This is a genomic window from Paenibacillus sp. FSL H8-0282 (assembly GCF_037963825.1).
GTDB lineage: Bacteria > Bacillota > Bacilli > Paenibacillales > Paenibacillaceae > Paenibacillus_AQ > Paenibacillus_AQ odorifer.
In genome coordinates this window covers 2,746,128-2,767,947 of sequence record NZ_CP150146.1, presented here as the reverse complement: position 1 = coordinate 2,767,947, position 21,820 = coordinate 2,746,128, and the positions used below count along the sequence as shown (strand labels likewise).

Sequence of the window (21,820 nt, the reverse complement as noted above, 5' to 3'; positions counted from 1 at the left end):
ACTTCAATTGATAAAAATCTTATGTATCATGAATTATAGAGATGCGGATTTACCGGTAGGTATACATGCTCGCATTGCTCATCATCCACCGGAAGAAAGCAAGTATCTTGGCTCAACCGTGTTCTGGATATCCGTTCAGGTGCGCTTTTACATTAGTAATATTCGCAGCACTATTCCTGATTGCTGGATTCACCGACACCATTCATCTAGCAGACAGAAGTTATTGGCGTCCTACTAGTGGACTTTTCCTCGCTGAAACCGAACATGTGAGACGAATTGAAAAGCTCGTGATCCTATTTCGTTATTTCTTAGGTGCCATCTTCTTCTTCAGCTTGAGACTGAGGTACATCCACCCACCTTAGGCGGTGAGGCGCTCTAGGCTCCCTTGCAGCAGTTATCGTTACGCTGATTGGCAACTTCGTTGCAGGCTTGCTGGCCGGACGTAGCGTTGGTCACAGCCTTCATGCTTCATCTATCATTGGATGCCTATAGTCTCACGGGATAAACTTTAAATTGTTTTAGCCAATTTGGGTAAAGAAAGCGGAGTGCTGGCTATTCTTCACTATTTCCAACCATTCGCAACCAATTGGAGCCTTTGCAACATTCTCCGTCATTTGCAACCATTTGCGGCCATTTACAGCTATTTGCAGATATTTGCAGCTATTTGCAGCTATTTGCAGCTATTTGCGGCCATTTTCAGCCTTTCGCAGAGATTTGCAACCATTTGCAGCCATTCGCAGACATTTACGTGCTGATCCTTGTTGTCCTTGGACATTGTCTGACGAAGGAATCTAAATAGATTTGTAAAATAACGGATAAAGTATTCAACTTTGAGAAACGACATGATGCACGAATATCAAAAAAAATCTGCCATAGCCACTGAAAATAAGTAAGGTCGTTTCCCCTGTTGAAGGAGGAAAAACTATGCAGAACAAAATAAATCAACGTCAACAGCTACAAAGAAGCTCTACCTTCCGAGTTCTCACAGTCATTGCCGGCGCATTGCTTGCTGCTGTAGGATTGGAATTATTTTTAATGCCACATGGCCTTGTTGTCGGCGGGATTACAGGTTTATCCGCATTATTCGCTCATACTACTGAAATGCAGCTTGGATTGTTTCTATTTCTATTCAATCTGCCCTTTATATTTATGTCGCGAAAACAAGTAAATCTCCGCTTTGCTCTTTACACTGTTTTGGGATTAACCTGCCTAACCATCGCGTCTCTTGCGCTGCATCGTTTTCCTGCTGTGATTAGCGATCCTTTACCTGCCGCAATGGCAGGAGGCATCTGTCTTGGAGTAGGTATTGGAATATCTGTGAGATTCGGCGGTGTAAATAAACAAGCCAGTGACCAAGGGTATTCTCTGCTGAGCGGCGGACCTCCAAAGTCAACGGAAGTCGTTATTATGATCCTGAACTGTGCAATTCTGCTTTTTGCAGGTACATTGTTCGGTTGGGAGCAAGCAATGTATTCTATTATTGCCTACCTGCTGGCTTTCGAAGGTGTTCGTATCTCACTACGAGGATTATCCCACTCCCGCACTGCTTGGATTACCAGCAGCCGATGTTTGGACATTCAGCAAGCAATCGCAAGCTCCCTAAACCGAGAAGCTGCGATTGCTGAAGGTTCAGGGCAAGATGGAGAGGTTAGCACGTTGTTTTGTCTGACGAACAGAATGGAAGAAGAGCATCTTCGGGCACTCGTTCTACAGTGTGATTCAGAGAGCCAAATTGTGTTCAGATCAGCCACTAAAGATCATAGACAAACACGCTTACACGAATAAAAAAAGGGAGCGCCCTTAAGCCATGAAAATGGCTGGAGCGCTCCTTTCTTTTTGAATTTAGCCTTTGATCGCAACCAATTTTTCTAAGCGAGACCTAATTTCTTGAGCGAAGACTCCATTTTTTTGTTTGAGAACCAAAACTTCTTGATCGAAGCCTCAAACTCCTTGTGTGAGGCCTCAAACTTCGCTTAATCTAACATGTTTGCGCGATTGAGGCAGCTATCGGACATAGGAGACCTTATACGCGAAATAACCCTGAATTTTGGATGCTATCGGACCCCATAGCTCCTATTGGCACAAAAAACGCCAACTATGAGCTTATTTCTTATGAATAACTGCACTGGGGTCCGAAACCTCGCTCCAAAGGCGATATATTTGCGAATAACGTCATTGGAGTCCGAAAGCCACAGCGGATGATCATGATTCGGCGGTAGCGACTTGCGGATGAACAAGATTCGGTGGTACCCGACAGCAGATGAACTTGATTCGGTAGCATCAGACGATGGATAAACATAATTCAGCGGTACCCCACGGCAGATGAATGGAATTCGGTGGCATCGGACACAGCGGACCTTATACGCGGAATTATCCTGAATTTTGGATGCTATCGGACCGCATAGCCCCTATTGGCACCAAAAACGCCAACTACGAGTCTATTTCTTATGAATAACTGCACTGGGGTCCGAAACCTTGCTCCAAAGGCGATATATTTGCGAATAACGTCATTGGAGTCCGAATGCCACAGCGGATGATCATGATTCGGTGGCATCGGACACAGCGGACCTTATACGCGGAATTATCCTGAATTTCAGATGCTATCGGACCCCATAGCCCCTATTGGCACAAAAAACGCCAACTATGAGCCTATTTCTTATGAATAACTGCACTGGAGTCCGAAACCTTGCTCCAAAGGCGATATATTTGCGAATAACGTCATTGGAGTCCGAAAGCCGCAGCGGATGATCATGATTCAGCGGGATCGGACGGTGGATAAACATAATTCAGCGACATCGTACGGCGGGTGAATGTGATTCGGGGTATCGGACGGCGGATGACTATGATTCGCTGGTATTAGTAGTAGGATGGATATAATTCGGCGGGATTGGAAAGCGAATGATCATATTTCTACGGTATTGGACAACTGTTGACTATGATTCAGTGGCATCTGACGAAGGTTGACCATGATTCGGTGGCATCAAACGATGGATGAACATCATTCAGCGGTACCGGACGACGAATGACCACGATTCGGTGGCATCGGTTGTCAAGAATAGAAACGTATTGCAGCTTGCCGTAACTGCGACCAAAAACGCAAAGCAGCGATCCTCCAGTAATAGGAGGATCGCTGCTTGCAGACTGTCACATACGATGAAAAAACCATCTATGGACAACCCCTACTTTTCATTTAATCCGCTACTTAACGGAACATTCCCCACAAGCGGATCAAATGAAAGGTGTTGTTCGGATCGATTTTCTGCGCGATGATAAACTTTACAATTTGTTCTTCCTGTGTCGAGGTCAATTTCTCGTTCAATACACCTGACGCTTTTCGTACCAATCTGCGAACAACCGCAGGATCCTGCAGCTCCTGTTTCGAGATGCCCTCAATCATACTTTTGATACGATCCTTCACAGTCGAGTTTTTCATCTTCAGCTTGATGCGATCCACCAACTGAGGGCTAATTCCGAATTGTTGATAACCCAAGTGTAGCACCTCCCGTCATATCCAATCTTTCACAGTATATGAGCCTTCGGTGCTACATGTGCCTAGTTAGTCAATTAATTCTCCTTGGAAGATCTGTTCACTCTGTAAATAATGCCGAAGAGCTGCATATTCAGGTGATGTCCAAAAGGCTTCATCCTTAAGCAGCTCAGCAACATCATCCCGCGCCTGCTCGAGAATTTCAAAGTCAGCCGTCATATCTGCCAGCCGAAACTCCGGTAATCCACTCTGCTTTGTCCCAAAAAAGTCCCCCGGACCACGCAGCTCCAAATCCCTTCGGGAAATCTCAAATCCGTCATCCGTATCGGTCATGGCAGTCATTCGCTCACGTCCGATTTCAGATTTTGGATCAGCTACCAACACACAAAAAGAGGCATGCTGCCCTCTTCCTACCCGTCCACGCAGCTGGTGCAGCTGTGACAGGCCAAAACGATCCGCATCCATAATGATCATCAATGTAGCATTAGGAACGTCTACACCCACCTCCACCACCGTAGTGGACACAAGCAGCTGCAGTTCATTGTTATAAAACGCTCGCATCACTTCATCTTTTTCAGCAGGAGTCATTTTACCATGTAAAAGCCCAACTTTATAGCTAGGGAAAGCTTGGCTCATCTGAATATGCAAATCAATAGCATTCTGCACATCCAGCTTCTCTGACTCTTCAATAAGCGGACAGATCAGATAAGCTTGACGACCGAGATCAATTTCACGCTTAATCAGATTCAGCACACGATCCATGAGATCATGCTTTACCCAGTAGCTAGTTATTGGCACCCGGCCTTTCGGCCTTTCAGATAAAGTGGATACATCCATATCGCCAAAAACAGAGATGGCTAGCGTACGAGGAATAGGCGTCGCCGTCATCGTTAGTACATCCGGATTATATCCTTTACGCCGCAATACACCACGCTGATTCACACCAAAACGATGCTGCTCGTCAGTTACTACAAGTCCCAGATCACGGAAAAATACATCCTCCTGAATCAAAGCATGTGTTCCTACCACGATATCAAGCATCCCCATTTGCAACGAGGCCAATAATTCTTTACGTTTTCGGCCAGTCACACTGCCCGTAAGGAGTCCTACAGTAATCCCAAACGGCTCAAACATTCTGGTAAGTGAACGCATATGCTGCTCTGCCAAAATCTCTGTAGGCACCATAAGTGCGCCCTGAAAACCAGATCTTACCGTAGCAAAAAGCGCCACTGCCGCAAGCACTGTTTTACCCGAGCCAACATCTCCTTGCAGCAGACGATTCATGCAATATGGTGAACGCAGATCATGTAAAATCTCCAGCTCTACACGTTTCTGTGCATCTGTAAGCTCAAAAGGCAGACTGCGAACGAACTGGCGTACCGTCGCGTTATCCACTGTGTGGACTACCCCATCCATCCGCCCGCGGTTCAGAACCCTGAACGCTTGCATCTTCAACTGGAACAGGAATAGTTCCTCATACACCATCCTACGGCGCCCCTGCTGCCCTTCACGAGTGTCCTCAGGCCTATGAATAGTGGCAATGGCCCGTTTACGCGGCATGAAGTCATATTCCCTCATAATAGAATGCGGTAAAATTTCTGGAATCAGATCCCCATACTGCTGAAGTCCCTGATTAATAACCTTCCTGATCCATGACTGCGTGATCTTACCACCTACTGAATAGACCGGCTGCAGTGTTCCCGTCTTCCCTTCACCACGATCCGGAAATTCATAATCAGTCACTGTAATCTGATTGCGCTTCTGATCCCATTTTCCGGTCAGCACAATTTCCCGTCCCACAGTGAGTTGCTCTCTTACGTAATGGCGGTTAAACCAGGTTGCTGTGAACATCCAGGGCTCTGCAACCATCTTACAGCTAAGACGAGACTTGCCGCCAAAGCGCTGCAGCACAGGGATACCGATCACTTTTGCCTCAACGGTCACTTTATCCCCGTGTTTAGTCTCGCTAAGCGAGCGGGGCCGATAATCCTCGTAGCGGAACGGATAATACTCTAATAAATCCTTTACTGTAAAGACGCCAAAGGCGTGAAGCTCGCTTTGCTTTTGAGCACTCACGCCAGTTATGTTTTTTACTTCAATTTGATTTAATGCCAGTGTCATATTTATCCCTCATTTTGCAGGCCAAATGAACACAGCTAATGTACCGTTACCGACATGGCTGCCCACGACAGGGCCGACGTTCGTCAGCACTTTTTCTTCCAAGGTGAAGTGTCCTGCAAGCTCATTCAGGAACTCTTCGCCGGAAGCCGGTTCAGCCGTATGACCCACGGCCACATTGATTTTGTTTACACCCTGCAGATCCCGCTTGAACAGTTCAATCATACGGGCGACAGCCTTCTTACGGCCTCTAACTTTCTCCACCGCATAAATAATTCCTTCTGCATCAATGGACAGGATCGGCTTAATATTCAGAAGTGTCCCCAGAATAGCGGAGGCTTTCCCAATTCTCCCGCCTTTTTGTAAATATTCAAGTGTATCTACTAAGAAGTAAAGCTTACGCGATTGACGTAGGCTTTCTACAGCCTCAAGTATCTCTTCAGGTCCTTTGCCCTCAGCAGACATTCTGGCAGCTTCCACTACCATAAATCCAAAACCATAAGAAGCGGAGAGAGAATCCACAACAGTGATTCCTTCTCCCTCTTCCTCCAGCATCGATTTAGCCAGCAATGCAGATTGATAAGTCCCGCTCAGTCCAGAAGAGATATGAAAGGAAAGGATAGAACAGCCCGGGTTACGCTCCAGAATACTGCGGTACACATTCATATATTCAACCGGTGAGGGTTGAGAAGTAGTCGGCAGCTGTGAGGTACGGGGAAGACGCTCATAGAACTGCTCCGGAGTCATATCCAGATTGTCCCTAAAAGCCTCTTCGCCGAACATTAAGGTCAACGGTACTACCTCAATTCCGTACGTTTCCGCCATTGCTGGCGGGATATCTGAAGTGCTGTCGGTGACGATAATGGTACGATTCATGGATTTTCTCCCCCAAGCTATAATTTTGCCAACTACGCAATAACAAATTTCTACTCCATTGTTAAAGAACCATTAATTCCTACCTATGGCTCTACAGAGAACAGATAATAATACAGGGGTTGGCCACCCTCATGAATCTCAACTTCCACATTCGGATAAGTCTCTTCCAGCCACTCACTCAAAGAATCAGTAGCCTCGGATTCTGTTTCTGCACCAATAAGGATCGTGACGATTTCGTCGCCATTCTCCAGCATGTTGGATAGCAGCGCCTGACTTGCAGCCAAAAGATCATCTGCCGCAGCAACAATTTTGGAATTAGAAATTCCAATAAATTGGCCCGATTTAATCTCCAGCTCATCAAAGCTTGTATCACGCACAGCGTTCGTTACTTGTCCGGATTTCACATGAGAGATTGCTTCCAGCATATTCTCAGAATTAGTCTCCACAGCATCTTCCTCTTGGAACGCAAAAGCTGCTGCTATTCCCTGTGGAATACTTTTACTTGGAATCACCGTAATCTCACGTTCGCCTTCTAGAAGATCTTTAGCTTGTTGAGCGGCAAGAACAATGTTCGAGTTATTCGGCAAAATATAAACATGCTTCGCAGATATAGAAGAGATCGCGTTCACGAAATCCTCCGTGCTAGGATTCATTGTTTGACCACCAGCTAGGACTACGTCCACTCCAAGGCTTTTGAAAATATCAGCAATACCTGCGCCAGAAGATACCGCAATGAAGCCGTAAGGTGCCAAATCATCAGCTGGTGGTTCAGCAGGAGACATTTGCACTGCACTCTTCTCATTCGGCATATCAGCGAATACATCAGGCATTGGTGCAATATCCATACCCGCAGTCAGCAGGTCACGATGCTGCTCTCGCATATTAAGAATGTGAATCTGCGTGATCTCCCCATAAAGAAGAGCCAAGTTCATCACTTCACCCGGAGCCTTAGAATGCACATGCACTTTAATCGTCTCATCATCCGAAATTACAATAATGGAATCGCCATTAACTGACAACGCTTTCCTAAAAGCTTCCTCATCAAAATTAGTTCTCACGTTAGCGCCTAACTGGCGATTAATGAAAAACTCCATATCATATAGAAATTCTATATCTTCAGTAGATAGCTGTGACTGCGCAGAAGACTGTACAGAAAACAGTTCATTTTCAGGTTTCGTTAACACGGGTTTAGGCGCTGGTGCAACTGGTGTGTGGGTTTGTCCTTGCACAGATTCAGACAGACCGGTACTTCCGTTCGTCAGATGCTGGTGAAACCCTTCATAAATGTAGACCAAACCTTGACCGCCAGAATCTACAACACCGACTTGCTTCAATACAGGTAATTGCTCAGGCGTATAAGCTAAGGCTTCTTTTGCTTTGGCTAATACCTCTGTCATCAGCTCCACAACGTCAGTAGTACGGCGGGCATAATAAACAGCATGTCTTGCAGCCTCTTTAGCTACAGTAAGAATAGTTCCCTCTACAGGCTTTACAACTGCTTTATACGCAGCGTCCACTCCGGTTTGCAGCGCAGCAGCGAACTGCTGTGTATTAAGCTCATCATGTTGAGCCGCATACCTGCTAAACCCTCTGAATAACTGGGACAAAATAACGCCGGAATTCCCGCGAGCTCCCATTAATAAGCCCTTGGAGAGTACACCTGCACATTGGCCCACAGAAGTGGTGTTATTTTTCTTTAATTCATTCGCACCTGCGGTCATCGTCAAATTCATGTTTGTACCGGTATCTCCGTCTGGGACCGGAAAAACATTTAGGGAATTGACGTGTTCTGCATGCTGTTGCAGCTTATCCGCTCCAGCCAATACCATAGCGGTAAAATCTGTTCCGTTTATAGAACGCTTACTCAATTGAGAATTCCCCTTCCTAACTTCATGCCTAATCATTCTATGATTAACAGGACATAATGCACTAATTTACATTGTACTATAAGTATTAAAAGAAATAAATGTTTTTGAATCGGTTGACGTAGCAAAATTTGCTGTGATATTATAGATAAGTATTGTTTATGCAGGTGTTAGGAATAAGGAGGTGTAATCTATGTCCCGCAAATGTGCAGTAACAGGCAAGAAACCGAGCAGCGGCAACCACGTGTCTCACGCTAATAACCGCAACCGTCGTTCTTGGGGAGTTAACGTTCAGAAGGTCCGTATCCTCGTGAACGGTAAACCAAAACGCGTGTACGTCAGCACCCGTGCTTTGAAAGCCGGTAAAGTTGAACGCGTTTAGTCTTTAGCAATTTTTAAGACCGAACGATAACTTATATGAAGCAAAAAGCACCCTTTACATTTGTAAGGTGCTTTTTTTCATGTTTTCTTTTCTGTTAGAGGCTTAACTCTTCTGAAATGTGTTCAATATTGCTTTAACAAAACCTCCCAAAAACCTTGGCAGCTTAAACGTGTAAAATTTCATGATTTACCCTCCCATCAATTCATGCCGTACGCAGGAGACTTTCCTCTTGTCAATAACGGAAACGAACTGCAGTCCTCCCTGCCAAAACAAAAAAAGGCTACATGAGATTTCTGCTCATGTAACCATATTTATGCACCGAGGACTTGGCCTATACCTATAGTCTCAATCGCCTATTTTTTAACGCAGTGCTGATTCGGCTGCTTCTCGAATTCCTCGGATCGCCGCAGCACGATCACTCCGGCCAAAAACTGCATTCCCCGCTACCAAAACATCGGCTCCAGCTGCCACAACCAATGGTGCTGTATCTTCCGATACTCCACCATCTACTTCGATCAATAAATCTGGATTCACTTCATTCGCCCATTCTCGAATTTGAGTGATTTTGCGCAAAGTGTTAGGAATGAATGCTTGACCACCAAAGCCTGGATTAACGGTCATCACCAGAATCATATCCACATCCTCCAGCACCTCACGCACCGCTGAAGCCGGAGTACCCGGATTAATTGCTACACTTGCCTTCAGCCCCAGTTCCTTGATCTGATGAACCACACGATGCAAATGAACGCATGCCTCAGCGTGAACGGTGATCACACTTGCACCAGCTGCAGCAAAATCAGGGATATAACGTTCTGGTGACTCAATCATCAAGTGAACATCAAGTGGCAGCTTGGTATGTAACGATACAGCTTTTACAATAGGTGGACCCAACGTGATATTCGGCACAAAATGACCGTCCATTACATCCACATGTATCCAATCTCCACCACTGGCTTCCGCCTCTGCAACTTCTGGACCTAAACGCGCGAAATCCGCCGACAATAAAGATGGTGCTATTCGTATCATGATGTTAGTACCTCCGCTTTTTATCTTTCATTTCATTAAAAAACAGTTTGTAATGATCATAGCGACTATCCGCAATTTTCCCTGCTTTCCAAGCCTCTATTACACGGCAGCCTGGTTCATGCTGATGACTGCAGCCCCGGAACTTACAATCGGATGCGTATTGAGCAAATTCACGAAAACAAGTGGACAGCTCTTCTACACCAAGCTCCAAGAAATCAAGCTGACTAAAACCTGGGGTATCTGCAACAAAACCTCCACCACCAATATCCATCAGCTCCACATGACGGGTCGTATGACGACCACGTCCCAATCGTAAACTGATCTCTCCAGTCTCCAGTTTAAGCCCTGGAACAATACGATTCAATAAGGTGGACTTACCAACCCCCGATTGACCCGCAAATACGCTGATGCCACCAGTAAGCCTTTGTCTTAGCTCATCGCTTCCGGCACCAGTAAATGAACTTGTAACCATCACTTCATATCCGATATCCTCATAAAGTTCTTTAACATAACGGGTAGCTTCACCATCATCATCCGCCAAATCCTGTTTAGTCAGAACAATTAGGGGTTCCAGACCCGAATGCTCAATATGAACTAGAAACTTGTCCAACAGATTCAGGTTCATATCGGGCTCCCGAACGGAGAATAAAAGCACTGCGAGCTTAACATTCGCTACAGGTGGACGAATCAGTTCAGATTCTCTAGGTAGAAGTTCATCCACCATTCCTTCTCCATGCTCAGTAAGGATATAAATAACCCGATCTCCAACTAGCGGAGCGATCCCTTTTTTCTTGAGAATTCCTCGGCCTCTGCATTGAACAGAATGCTCTTCAGTCGCAATTAATCCTTCGCGGAGCGGTTTCACATAATAATAACCGCTTAACGCCTTAACAATTATTCCTTCAGGCATACATAGTGAGCCTTCCTCTCCTGATTTTGCGAAAATGACCCAAGTCTGATATCCCCGGGTCATTTCGCTACGCCAACCGTTCAGGTTAAACCCTGTTTAGTTGTTGTTTTTATCTTTAGATTTATCCTTGCCTTTATTGTTGTGCTTATTATTGCCATTATTAGTCGATTCACTATTTATAGAACTATTGTTTACGAACCCTGTCTGATTCACCGCCCCGTTATTCCCTCCGTCATTCTCTGAACCTGAACCCGGCAAGATCTCCGGTTCAATCGTAGGTTCAATTGTAGGCGTAGGTTCAGCAGAAGGTGTTGGAGTTGGCTGTGGTGTTGCTATAACTGGTGGTTCAGGCTCCTGAACGGTTCCGTTCTTCGCATCGATATAAGGAATGACATAAGTGTCCAAAAGCACACCGTCACGGGTAACAATAACCGAACCATCTTTATTAGGAGCCAATACTAGATTAACGGATAACACTTGGCTCTTTCCAATGGTACGTGTTCCCCAATCCTGCTTCTCTCCATTATTGCGCGCATCCACGAATTCGATACGAATCTTGCTCTTTTTCCCATCCTGAGCAGGAGCGACTGGCACATTAAAGGTATAATTCAGGGCTTCAGGTGGATAACCTGTACTTAAGTAAATCGTAATCGCTGTTCCAGGTGGAACAGAAGTACCTGTCCCTTTATCAAATGCCCAAGTCTTTGTTACTTTACCTTCTTCAATGCTGAAGCTGGATTCTTTCTTCACTTCTCCAAGAACAAGCTTGGCACCTTCAAGCAGCGCCTTTGCCTCACTCTCCGTCTTACCGATGAGATCTGGCAACAGTACACTTTCTTCTCCTTTACTTACGTAAAGGGTGATTTGAACCGTCTCAGGATCGAATTCAGCATTTAATGCAGGGTCAGATTTTACAATGAGACCTTCATCTGTATTTTCGTCATAGAGAGGTTTATTATCAATCCTGTCCTGGGCTACACCCAGCGCCATCAATGCTTTAACCGCATCATCAAAGCTCTTGTTAACTACATCTGGCATCTTGGGTAATGGCTTAGCCGTATTCACAGTGAGTATAAGGGACGCTCCTTTTTTCACTTTGGCATCCTTTTCCCTACTCTGCTTAATGACCACATTCTCTTCAAAATTCGGACTGTAGTCATACAGAATAGGATCAGCAACCTCAAGCCCCAAATCCTCAAGCTCAGTTTGTGCTTGTTCTATCTGTTTACCTACTACATAAGGAACGGAAACCTCAGGAACAACTAGCTGTGATTTAACGTACCATACGAGACTGGCCATAGCCAACAGCAACAGTAAGGTAAGCCCAATCCATAATGTGGGTTTTGCCCATTGTTTTTTACCTTTGCTTGAAGGCACCGGTTCATCATCTTCATCACGAACCATCCGTTCCTCACGATGATTACGATTACCATTGCTTCTTTGAATCGGTTTTATCGCCGGGATAACCCGCGTACGATCCTCATCTTCTTCATCGTTGAACAGAATCTTCGCCTCACTGCGACGCTCCGGCAATAAGCATGTTTCCAAATCCTGTAACATTTCTTTGGCAGAGTCGTATCGCTCCTCCGGGTTTTTACGCATTGATCTCAGAATTACATTCTCAACGCTTTGCGGAATGAGTGGATTCAGAAGTTTTGGCTCTTCAAACTCTTCTTGCAGATGTTTTAAAGCTACACTAATCGGACTCTCTCCCAAAAAGGGCAGGCTTCCAGTAAGCATTTGATAAAGTACAATACCTAATGAATACAAGTCAGACTTTTCTCCTGTAGAGACACCTTTGGCATGCTCTGGCGAGAAATAATGTACTGAACCGACAACAGAACCGGTCTGAGTAATGGTTGTTGACGTAACTGCACGGGCAATCCCAAAATCGGTTACTTTCACCCGTCCATTGCGTCCGATCAGGATATTATGTGGTTTTATATCACGATGAATAATTTGATTCTGATGCGCATGATCTAGGGCATCACAGATTTGTGAAGCGATCCGTACGGATTCATCAACCTGCAATGGCGCTCGTTCTTTTATAATTTCATTAAGATTCTGACCCTCAATATACTCCATGACAATGTAATGAATTTCGTCTTCTTGTCCTACATCGTATATGCTGACGACATTCGGATGAGACAAAGATGCGGCAGACTGCGCCTCACGCCTAAAACGGCGAATAAATTCCTCGTCATGCACAAACTGATTGCGCAATACTTTGATGGCGACATTTCGGTTTAAAAGAATGTCATGTGCTCTATAGACGAGCGCCATTCCACCTCCGCCGATCCGTTCGATGACTTGGTAACGGCCGCCCAATTCGTGACCGATCATCAATCCCACTCCTTTGTTTCGGGCACAGCGGCCTCTCCATGATGTTCTAACAAAGCGACGCTAATATTATCGCCACCGCCGGCGAGCAGTGCCAGCTGAAGTAAACGGTCCGCTCTTTCCTCTAACGATATCTCATGTATACCTGCTACTTTGCCTAAATGCTCATTTGTGACAAAGTTGCTTAAACCATCGCTGCATAGAAGCAAAATTTCCCCTGGTAACAGAGCTATAGGCGCCATATCAACCTCAACCTCAGCATCTGTTCCAAGCGCCCTCGTCAGCACATTACGACGCGGATGATTATCCAATTCCTCCACACTGATCTGACCGTTCTTGAACAGCTCATTGACTAGCGTATGATCCTCGGTTAGTTGAACTGCCGCACTGTCTTTTATTAAATAGGCTCTGCTGTCTCCGATATGGCCAATATATCCGTTTGATCCATTCAAAAGAACAGCAACGACAGTAGTACCCATATTATGATACTTATCGTCACCGGAAGCCTCCCTGAACACAGTGCTGTTAGCTTCCAAAATAGCAGCTGACAACGCATCACGCAGAGCTTCGTCTTGAAGTTCAGGCTCTAACCCGTCCAGGTTATTCCTCATTGTCTCCAAAGCGAGCCTGCTTGCGGTTTCACCAGCCTGATGTCCACCCATCCCATCGGCAATAATACCGAGTGTATAACCGTGGCGCGTCGCGCCGATCCAGACCGAATCCTCATTGACAGAGCGCACTCGGCCAATATCGCTGGCATGAACTGTTCTGATCAAATATCCTCACCCCAACTCCATATGTTTGGCACGCAGCTGTCCGCATGCGGCCGCGATATCATGGCCTTGCTCACGGCGAATAGTAACATTCACCCCGTTATCAGCCAAAATACGTTGAAACTCAAAGATATCATTGCGTGAAGTACGTACATATTTTCGCTCAGGCACATGGTTTACCGGAATCAAATTGACGTGGCACAGCATGCTCTTAAGCACCCCAGCCAATTCCTCAGCATGCTCCGGTTGGTCATTTACCCCGCCGATCAAGGCATATTCAAAGCTGACACGTCGTCCCGTCTTAGCTTGATAATAACGCAATGATTCAATTACATCATCAAACGGAAAACGGCGGTTAACAGGCATTAGCTTTGAACGCAAGGCGTCGTTAGGCGCATGAATCGAAATCGCCAAATTAATCTGGGTATCTTCTTCTGCAAATTTATAAATGCTCGGTACAATACCGCTGGTGGAAACAGTAATATGCCGTTGTCCGATATTTAGGCCCTTCTCATGAATCATAAGACGCAGGAATCTCATTGTTGCATCATAGTTCTCAAACGGCTCACCAGTACCCATGATAACAATGCTGCTGACACGTTCGCCGCGCGCATCAAGGATTTGTTGGGAACGAACAACCTGAGCTACAATTTCTCCCGCTGTCAAATCCCGTTTTAATCCACCGAGTGTGGAAGCACAGAAAGTACAGCCGATTCGGCACCCTACTTGGGTTGTTACACAAACGCTATTGCCATAATTATGTTTCATGATAACTGTTTCGATAGCATGATCGTCATGCAATCCAAACAGGAATTTTACAGTTCCATCTTTAGATTCCATTTTAGTAATTTCTGTTAGCGCTGCAATAGAGAATTGTTCATTCAGCTTCTGGCGAAGCCCTTTGGACAAATTGCTCATTGCTTCGAAGTCATTCACACGTTTTACATATAGCCAATCAAAAATTTGTCCACCACGAAAAGCAGGCTCACCATTGTCTTTCGCCCACTGTTGTAACTCTTCTAAGGAAAAATCATATATTAAAGGTTTCATTATTATCTACACCTGTTCTTTCATAAGGATATGCGTATTATTTCTCATTCTTCCTATTTTAACACAAATTTCAGAGACGGTAAAAGAAAACGCCCGCCGTACGGTAGCCCGGCGGGCGGAGGATACTACAATTGTCAGAAAATTTGCTATATTACAAGACTCTCTGCAGCTTGGAAATATAGAACCCGTCGCTCCCATAATGATGAGGCAACAGCTGAATTCCCTCACCCTCAGCCAGCGCAGTACCCTCCAGCCTGTCCCATAATGGGGAGGCAAAAGTTACAGCGGTGAAGTCAGGATTCTGCTTCAAAAAGTCAGCTACTACTTCACTATTTTCCGCTTGTTCAGTAGTACAGGTACTATATACCAGAATGCCACCCGGTTTCAACAGTTTAGAGACCGACTGCAGCAATTCCCGTTGCAATGACGCTACGCTAGCCACATCTTCCGGCTGCTTACGCCATTTGAGGTCTGGCTTACGGCGAATTACGCCGAGTCCAGAGCAAGGTGCGTCGAGAAGAATTCTATCAAAGGATTGATGCTCTAAAGTGTGCTCCAGCTCCAGCGCATCTGCACTGCCTGTAGATACGCAATCAAGACCTAAACGTTCTGCTTGATCTGAGATCAATTTCGCTTTATGCAAATGCAGATCATTAGCGTAAATTGATCCTTCATCTTTCATGAGCTCGCCCATATGTGCTGTTTTGCCCCCCGGAGCAGCGCAGCAGTCAAGTACCCTCATCCCAGGCTCCGGAGCTACCGCTTCAGCTACAAGCATAGAACTCTCATCCTGAACGGAGAGATATCCATCACGATACCAGGAGGTGAGCGCCAGGTTTCCGCCGCCTTTCACAACAATGCCATAGGGACTAACCTCAGATGCTGAAGCTTGCAGACCTTGTTCAATCATCTGGTTCAGCAGAGCTTCACGACTGATCATCGTTGTATTCACACGTACACTGACCGCAGGCGGCTCATTATTAGATGCACAAATCGCTTCCGCCGTGTCGACACCGTACTCGGTAATCCAACGTTCCACTAACCACAACGGATGTGAGTATAATATCGATATCCGCTGCGCTTGACTCAGCCCCTCAGGCAGAACCGGTAGATCACCAGCGCGCAACACACTGCGCAGCACACCGTTAACCATCCCTGAGATTCCCTGGTGGCCTTTTTTCTTCGCTATATTAACAGCCTCATTAACAGCTGCATGGGACGGTATACGATCCAGATACATAATTTGATATAAACTTAACCGCAGTAAATTACGGACCCATGGCTGTAGTTTAGCTATCCCTTTACTAACAAATCCTTCAAGCACATAATCCAAGGTGTTCATCCGCGAAATAGAGCCATAAACAAGTTCTGTGACCAGTCCGGCATCTTCTTTGCTAAGTGTCGCCTTCTGTAGACTGCTGTTGAGCAGCAAATTGCTATATGCACCTTGCTGCTCAACTTTAACCATTATATCAAGCGCGATTTCCCGGGCAGAAGCAGGGGCAACCTTACCCTTATTGCCAGCTCTGCCGTTGTTGCCAACTGCTTTGGAATTGTTCCCCTGTCTCTTACCAGCGTTAGGATTTACTGCTGATCGGCCAACACCATTTCCACCGCCGCTCACCCTAACACCGTCCCTGGCTTCATAACAGCACCACGGCTAAAATCGGCCGCACTCATTGCTTTTTTGCCAGCAGGTTGAACCGTTGTCAGCAGCAGACTTCCGTCACCTGTTTTCACTTCGACACCTTGCTCGGTTACAGAAAGCACCGTTCCTGGAGCACTATCGCTTGCTTTCTGCTCTTCAGGCAGTTTAGAAGCCCAAGCTTTAAAGGTCTCACCATTCCAGAGCGTGAATGCGCCGGAAAAAGGAACTAATCCACGAATTCGATTATAGTTGTCATGTGAGGTAGCGTTCCAATCCAAACGTTCATCCTCGCGATTAAGGTTAGGAGCATAAGTTGCCTCACTATCGTCTTGCTGAACAGCTTGAACTTTTCCACTCACTAAACGTGGCATTTCAGACTTTAACAGATCTCGTCCCGCTAGGCTTAGCTTCTCAAAAAGAATTCCTGAGGTATCTTCAGCCTCAATAGCCACTTCGACACGAGAGATCATGTCACCGGTATCCAGCCCTTCCGCCATATACATCAAAGTAACGCCGGTCACTTTCTCACCATTGATGATACTACGCTGAATCGGAGCACCTCCCCGATATTTAGGAAGCAACGAACCGTGTACATTCACACAACCATTCCGCGGTAAGTCCAACACAGCTTTAGGCAAAATTTGACCATAAGCAGCCGTGACGATCAAATCCGGCTCATATGCAGCCAGCTCAGCGACTGCCTCAGGACGACGCATGCGTTCAGGCTGAAGCACAGGTAATCCAAGAGCTAATGCGGCTTCCTTAACTGGTGAAGGAGCCAAGATCTTTTTTCTCCCCTGCGGACGATCCGGTTGGGTGATGACAGCTACAACTTCATAGCCTTCATCTACCAGCATTTGCAAGCTTGGCACCGCAAAGGCTGGAGTTCCCATGAAAACAATCTTCATATTCCTCACTCCTCAGTCTCGTTAGCAGTCATCTCGTACACTTTTTCAGCGATATCTGTAAACAGAACTCCATTCAAATGGTCAATCTCATGCTGAAAAGCCCGGGCAAGTAAACCACTGCCGGTTATCGTAATCTCTTTTCCCTCACGGTTAAGGCCACGTACAGTTACAGTCTCCGCACGGCGTACATCACCATTCAAGCCAGGAATACTAAGACATCCTTCTGGTCCTAGCTGTTCACCTTCCATGCTGATGATTTCAGGGTTAATCATTTTGATCAATCCATGCTCTTCATCCGCATCCACCACAATTAGACGTTTCAAAATTCCGACTTGGGGTGCCGCCAGCCCTACTCCTTCAGCGTCATACATCGTATGTGCCATATCATCCAGCAATTTTTTAACATTAGGAGTAACTACAGCTACTTCTTTAGCTTTTTTGTGCAATACTTCATCCGGTTCCTTAACGATCAAACGTATAGCCATTACAAAACACCTTCCCGTTCTGAACATTTCTATATTTAAAGTCAATTTATAAAGCTCTTTTTTTACATTGTAACATGATACGGATTTACATCAACATCTGCGGATCCACATCAATGCTGATCTGAAGACCAGTATCCCGTACAGAATCCTCTAACTCTTCAGCCACTTGGCGGACAAGTCCAATTACATCGATGGCGCCGCGCCATTTTATCATACACTGGAATCTATATCTACCCTTTAATCGAGGGATAGGTGAAGCCACAGGACCCAACAGATCTAACACATCACTGGTTAGCTTATCGAGACTTCCATACCATCTTAGCTGTCTGGCTTTTCCTTGAAGATTCAGAGCATAATTCTCTGCCATCCGCAGTAGAAGCGGCAGCTGTTCATGAGACAATGTGACCAGGATGAGTCTGCAATACGGCGGATAATGGAGGCCTCTACGATGCTTCAGCTCTTCACGTACAAAAGAGAGATAGTCATGTCCGCTGGCATGAATAATGGAATAATGCTCTGGCGTATAGGACTGAACGACCACTTCGCCTGGAAGCTGATGCCGGCCTGCTCTGCCTGCAACTTGTGTAAGCAATTGGAATGTCTTCTCTGCTGCGCGAAAATCGGGCAGGTTCAATGCTGAATCTGCTGTGATTACACCAACAAGAGTGACATCTGGAAAATCCAGTCCCTTTGCTACCATCTGAGTCCCCAGGAGAACATCCGCTTTTTTGTCCCGGAATTGGTTCAGCAGCTTCTCATGTGAGCCTTTTTCTGTTGTTGTGTCCACATCCATACGAATCACTCGTATGCCTGGGAAGAGCTTACCAAGCTCTTCTTCCACCCGCTGTGTACCCGTTCCGAAAAACCGGATATGCTCACTCCCACACTCCGGACAAAGCTTAGGTGCTGGTTCAGCATGGCCACAATAATGACAACGCAAATTGTCACTACGGCTATGATATGTTAGTGAGATATCACATTCTGGACAACCGGCTACGTAACCACAGCTACGACACATGACAAAGGTTGAGAAACCTCTACGGTTAAGCAGCAGCACCGTCTGTTCTCCGCGTTCCAGCCTCTCTTCCAGTGCTGAATGAAGCTTTCGGCTGAACATCGAACGGTTGCCTTCTTTAAGCTCTTCCCGCATGTCTACTACGTTCACCTTTGGAAGTTCATTTCCAAGCGCACGGGTAGGCATTTCCAGCAGTACCGGTGAAAAATGAATATCACTCTGCGATCTTGCAGCATGATAGCTTTCCAGCGAAGGCGTGGCAGATCCAAGAATCACAGCTGCCCCACACTGCTCTGCTCTACGAATAGCAGCATCACGGGCATGATATTTCGGATTCTCCTCCTGTTTATAAGAGGTCTCATGTTCTTCATCCATAATAATCAACCCTAAGTTGGAGAAAGGAGCAAACACGGCCGATCTTGCGCCTACAGCTACTGTGGCCTTTCCTTCACGGATTTTACGCCACTCATCGTATCGCTCACCAACAGACAGCCGGCTATGCATAACCGCGACCCCGCTGCCGAACCGCCCCTTAAACCGCTCCACCATTTGTGGTGTTAAAGCAATCTCTGGTACAAGAACAACAGCCTGTCTACCCTGATCTAAACAACGTTTAATACACTGCAAATAGATCTCTGTCTTTCCACTACCCGTAACGCCATGAAGCAGAAATACTTCGTGAAGCTGCTCTTCTACGGTTCGAGAAATCCTTGTATATACGACCTCTTGTTCCGCTGTGAGCGGTAGAGGTGCGGTAGGTTTAAAGTCTCGCCCTTGATAAGGATCGCGATAGACTTCAATTTCACTGATCTCGATAAATCCTTTTTCTTCCAAGGCCTTTACAGTACTTGCCGTTACTTGGAGTGCAGACAAAACTTCTTTAAGGGCCATGGGGAGTGTAGCTTCCATATCAACTAAAAAGCTCAGAACTTCCTTCTGGCGTGCTGATTTTTTCGGAAATTTGTTCAAAGCCTCACGGGCAGCAGTGACACCTATCGCCAGATCGACTGCCTTGAGCTTTTTCTTACCCATTTTATCCTTAATGGATTGACTCTCTATAAGTACTCCACGCCGCAGCATGAACTTCACCGTCTCAGCAGCCTCAGGAAATGCACGAGTAAGCTGCTTCATGGAAACTTCGCCACTACGTCCAATAAATTCTGTGATTAGCCGTTCCTCATCCCCTGTGTCCGCAAACATTGGGAACAATTCATCCTCTGGAAATGCTGTCTCTTCCTGCACATCTCCAAGTGAAATCAGCCGTTCTGCCTTCCCTTTTAGAGCGGTGGGCAACATCGCCTGCAGTGCTGAAATTCGTCTACATGCATATCTTTTACTCATCCAGTCCGCAAGCTCAACTAATTCAGGAGATAAAGGCGGGAGCAGATCCAACACTTCTTGGATTGGCTTCAGGCTAGGATTCACTAGGGTCTCGCCTGATTCTAAAGAAACTACAAAACCTTGGACTGTCCGGTGCCCAAACGGAACGGCTACCCGACTGCCCACTTCAATCCATAATTTCAGGGATTCTGGAATACTATAGTCAAATGGCCGGTCAGTGCTGCGTACAGGCACATCCACAATGACCTTGGCGATATCCATTATAATGAAGCTCCAGTAATTCGCTCTGCCACGAGCGTCAGCAAACGACGAGCAACCTCATCCTTCGACAATTGTGGCAATTCAAGCACCAATCCATTCACATCATATATCGAAACGATATTCGTATCCGCTCCAAATCCGGCTCCTGCAGCCGCTACATTGTTAGCAACGATGAGATCGCAGTTTTTGCGGACCAGCTTGTCCTTAGCATAATATTCCGTATTGCCCGTTTCCGCAGCAAAGCCAACCAAAAACTGCTTGTTTTTGTTCTTACCGAGTGTTTCCAGAATATCCGTTGTCTTCACAAGCTCAAGCGTCATCGTCTCTCCGCTTTTTTTAATCTTGGAAGGCTCACTATGCTTCGGACGGTAATCCGATACAGCCGCCGCCTTGATCATAATGTCGCAGCTGTCCCACTGCGCGGTAACTGCTTCATACATTTCTTGTGCGGATTGAACACGAATGACTGAAATCTCTGGATCCTGTGGAGGAGCCTCATCTGTACGCGCAGCAATCAACGTTACCTCAGCTCCCATTGCGCGCGCAGCACGTGCTAATGCGAAGCCCATTTTACCTGATGAATCATTGGAGATATAACGTACTGGATCAATGCGTTCTACCGTTCCACCCGCTGTGATGACGATTTTTTTACCCTCAAGAGGTTTGGATGCGACGCTTGCTTGGTGTGCAAAAAAATTCTCAACCACACTCACAATAGCCTCCGGCTCTTCTAGCCGACCTTTGCCAACGTATCCACATGCCAGCAGTCCTTCACCAGGCTCAATAAACTGAATGCCCCGGCTAGCGAGAATATTCAAATTATTAAGTACAGCTGGATGCTGATACATATGAACATTCATAGCTGGTGCAACCATAATAGGAGCCGTAGTAGCAAGCAGCGTTGTAGATAACATATCATCGGCGATCCCGTGCGCCATTTTGGCAATCATATTTGCGGTCGCGGGTGCTACCAGCACAAGATCCGCAGCATCTGCCAGATCAATATGTGAAATGGAGGATGGATCTCTCTCCTGGAATGTATCACTGTATACTCGTTGCTTCGATAGTGACTGTAGAGTTAATTCTGTAATGAACTGCTTCGCCGAAGCTGTCATAATGACATGGACCTCGGCACCTTTTTGGACAAGCTTACTGGTCAAGGACGCCGCTTTATAAGCAGCAATTCCTCCTGTGATCCCAAGTAAAATAGTCTTCCCCTTCAAGCTCTTCAACATGATCTCCCCCCTGTTCCCTACTCTTACAACGAATGGCTATCTTTACGACGAGAAAAAAATAACAACCTTCCGGTTGTCATAAAGAGCCCGGTTCTGGGCT

General features: G+C 46.1%; 17 protein-coding genes. 2 read left to right on the top strand and 15 right to left on the bottom strand.

What is annotated here, in order from left to right:
• Positions 1-924 precede the first annotated feature (924 nt).
• Positions 925-1,785, top strand: coding sequence for a YitT family protein (locus NST94_RS11980; RefSeq protein ID WP_076125880.1), 861 nt, complete (start codon positions 925-927; stop codon positions 1,783-1,785).
• A 1,417-nt stretch (positions 1,786-3,202) separates the two neighbouring features.
• On the opposite strand, the gene NST94_RS11975 is transcribed toward NST94_RS11980, so the two are convergent.
• The 4 genes from NST94_RS11975 to NST94_RS11960 form a co-directional block, all read right to left on the bottom strand.
• Positions 3,203-3,490: a stage VI sporulation protein F gene (locus tag NST94_RS11975; protein WP_036686212.1), complete on the bottom strand. Its 288-nt coding sequence runs from the start codon at positions 3,488-3,490 to the stop codon at positions 3,203-3,205.
• 66 nt (positions 3,491-3,556) lie between these two features.
• Positions 3,557-5,608, bottom strand: coding sequence for an ATP-dependent DNA helicase RecG (recG, locus tag NST94_RS11970; RefSeq protein WP_076280818.1), 2,052 nt, complete (start codon positions 5,606-5,608; stop codon positions 3,557-3,559).
• 9 nt (positions 5,609-5,617) lie between these two features.
• The gene (locus NST94_RS11965; RefSeq protein ID WP_036686209.1) at positions 5,618-6,481 is read right to left on the bottom strand and encodes a DegV family protein; all 864 of its coding nucleotides are present in this window, start codon (positions 6,479-6,481) and stop codon (positions 5,618-5,620) included.
• Between the two features lie 83 nt (positions 6,482-6,564).
• Complete coding sequence (locus tag NST94_RS11960; protein ID WP_076179560.1) at positions 6,565-8,349, bottom strand: DAK2 domain-containing protein; 1,785 nt, start codon at positions 8,347-8,349, stop codon at positions 6,565-6,567.
• A gap of 190 nt (positions 8,350-8,539) precedes the next feature.
• Here NST94_RS11960 and rpmB point away from each other — a divergent pair, with 190 nt between their 5' ends.
• The gene (rpmB, locus tag NST94_RS11955) at positions 8,540-8,728 is read left to right on the top strand and encodes a 50S ribosomal protein L28 (protein WP_036686205.1); all 189 of its coding nucleotides are present in this window, start codon (positions 8,540-8,542) and stop codon (positions 8,726-8,728) included.
• A 102-nt stretch (positions 8,729-8,830) separates the two neighbouring features.
• On the opposite strand, the gene spoVM is transcribed toward rpmB, so the two are convergent.
• The 11 genes from spoVM to coaBC form a co-directional block, all read right to left on the bottom strand.
• Entirely contained in the window at positions 8,831-8,911 is an 81-nt protein-coding gene (gene spoVM, locus NST94_RS11950) for a stage V sporulation protein SpoVM (RefSeq protein ID WP_020431362.1), read from the bottom strand.
• 177 nt (positions 8,912-9,088) lie between these two features.
• Entirely contained in the window at positions 9,089-9,754 is a 666-nt protein-coding gene (gene rpe, locus NST94_RS11945) for a ribulose-phosphate 3-epimerase (protein ID WP_076280357.1), read from the bottom strand.
• 4 nt (positions 9,755-9,758) lie between these two features.
• Positions 9,759-10,664 carry a ribosome small subunit-dependent GTPase A gene (gene rsgA / locus NST94_RS11940; protein WP_076129151.1) on the bottom strand — a complete coding sequence of 302 codons (906 nt, stop codon included), beginning with the start codon at positions 10,662-10,664 and terminating at the stop codon, positions 9,759-9,761.
• 96 nt (positions 10,665-10,760) lie between these two features.
• Entirely contained in the window at positions 10,761-13,007 is a 2,247-nt protein-coding gene (pknB, locus tag NST94_RS11935) for a Stk1 family PASTA domain-containing Ser/Thr kinase (protein WP_076129150.1), read from the bottom strand.
• Positions 13,007-13,780 (bottom strand): Stp1/IreP family PP2C-type Ser/Thr phosphatase, encoded by a 774-nt coding sequence (locus tag NST94_RS11930; protein WP_076129149.1) that lies wholly within the window; start codon positions 13,778-13,780, stop codon positions 13,007-13,009. The genes pknB and NST94_RS11930 overlap by 1 nt, the downstream gene beginning before the upstream one ends.
• Positions 13,781-13,786: 6 nt before the next feature.
• Positions 13,787-14,827: a 23S rRNA (adenine(2503)-C(2))-methyltransferase RlmN gene (rlmN, locus tag NST94_RS11925; RefSeq protein WP_036686196.1), complete on the bottom strand. Its 1,041-nt coding sequence runs from the start codon at positions 14,825-14,827 to the stop codon at positions 13,787-13,789.
• Between the two features lie 151 nt (positions 14,828-14,978).
• Positions 14,979-16,310, bottom strand: coding sequence for a 16S rRNA (cytosine(967)-C(5))-methyltransferase RsmB (rsmB, locus tag NST94_RS11920; RefSeq protein ID WP_256715957.1), 1,332 nt, complete (start codon positions 16,308-16,310; stop codon positions 14,979-14,981).
• A gap of 137 nt (positions 16,311-16,447) precedes the next feature.
• The gene (gene fmt / locus NST94_RS11915) at positions 16,448-17,383 is read right to left on the bottom strand and encodes a methionyl-tRNA formyltransferase (RefSeq protein WP_076301809.1); all 936 of its coding nucleotides are present in this window, start codon (positions 17,381-17,383) and stop codon (positions 16,448-16,450) included.
• A 5-nt stretch (positions 17,384-17,388) separates the two neighbouring features.
• Positions 17,389-17,868 carry a peptide deformylase gene (gene def, locus NST94_RS11910; protein WP_036686193.1) on the bottom strand — a complete coding sequence of 160 codons (480 nt, stop codon included), beginning with the start codon at positions 17,866-17,868 and terminating at the stop codon, positions 17,389-17,391.
• 85 nt (positions 17,869-17,953) lie between these two features.
• Entirely contained in the window at positions 17,954-20,485 is a 2,532-nt protein-coding gene (gene priA / locus NST94_RS11905) for a primosomal protein N' (RefSeq protein ID WP_076275857.1), read from the bottom strand.
• The gene (gene coaBC / locus NST94_RS11900) at positions 20,485-21,720 is read right to left on the bottom strand and encodes a bifunctional phosphopantothenoylcysteine decarboxylase/phosphopantothenate--cysteine ligase CoaBC (protein WP_280752782.1); all 1,236 of its coding nucleotides are present in this window, start codon (positions 21,718-21,720) and stop codon (positions 20,485-20,487) included. The genes priA and coaBC overlap by 1 nt, the downstream gene beginning before the upstream one ends.
• Between the last annotated feature and the right edge of the window lie 100 nt (positions 21,721-21,820).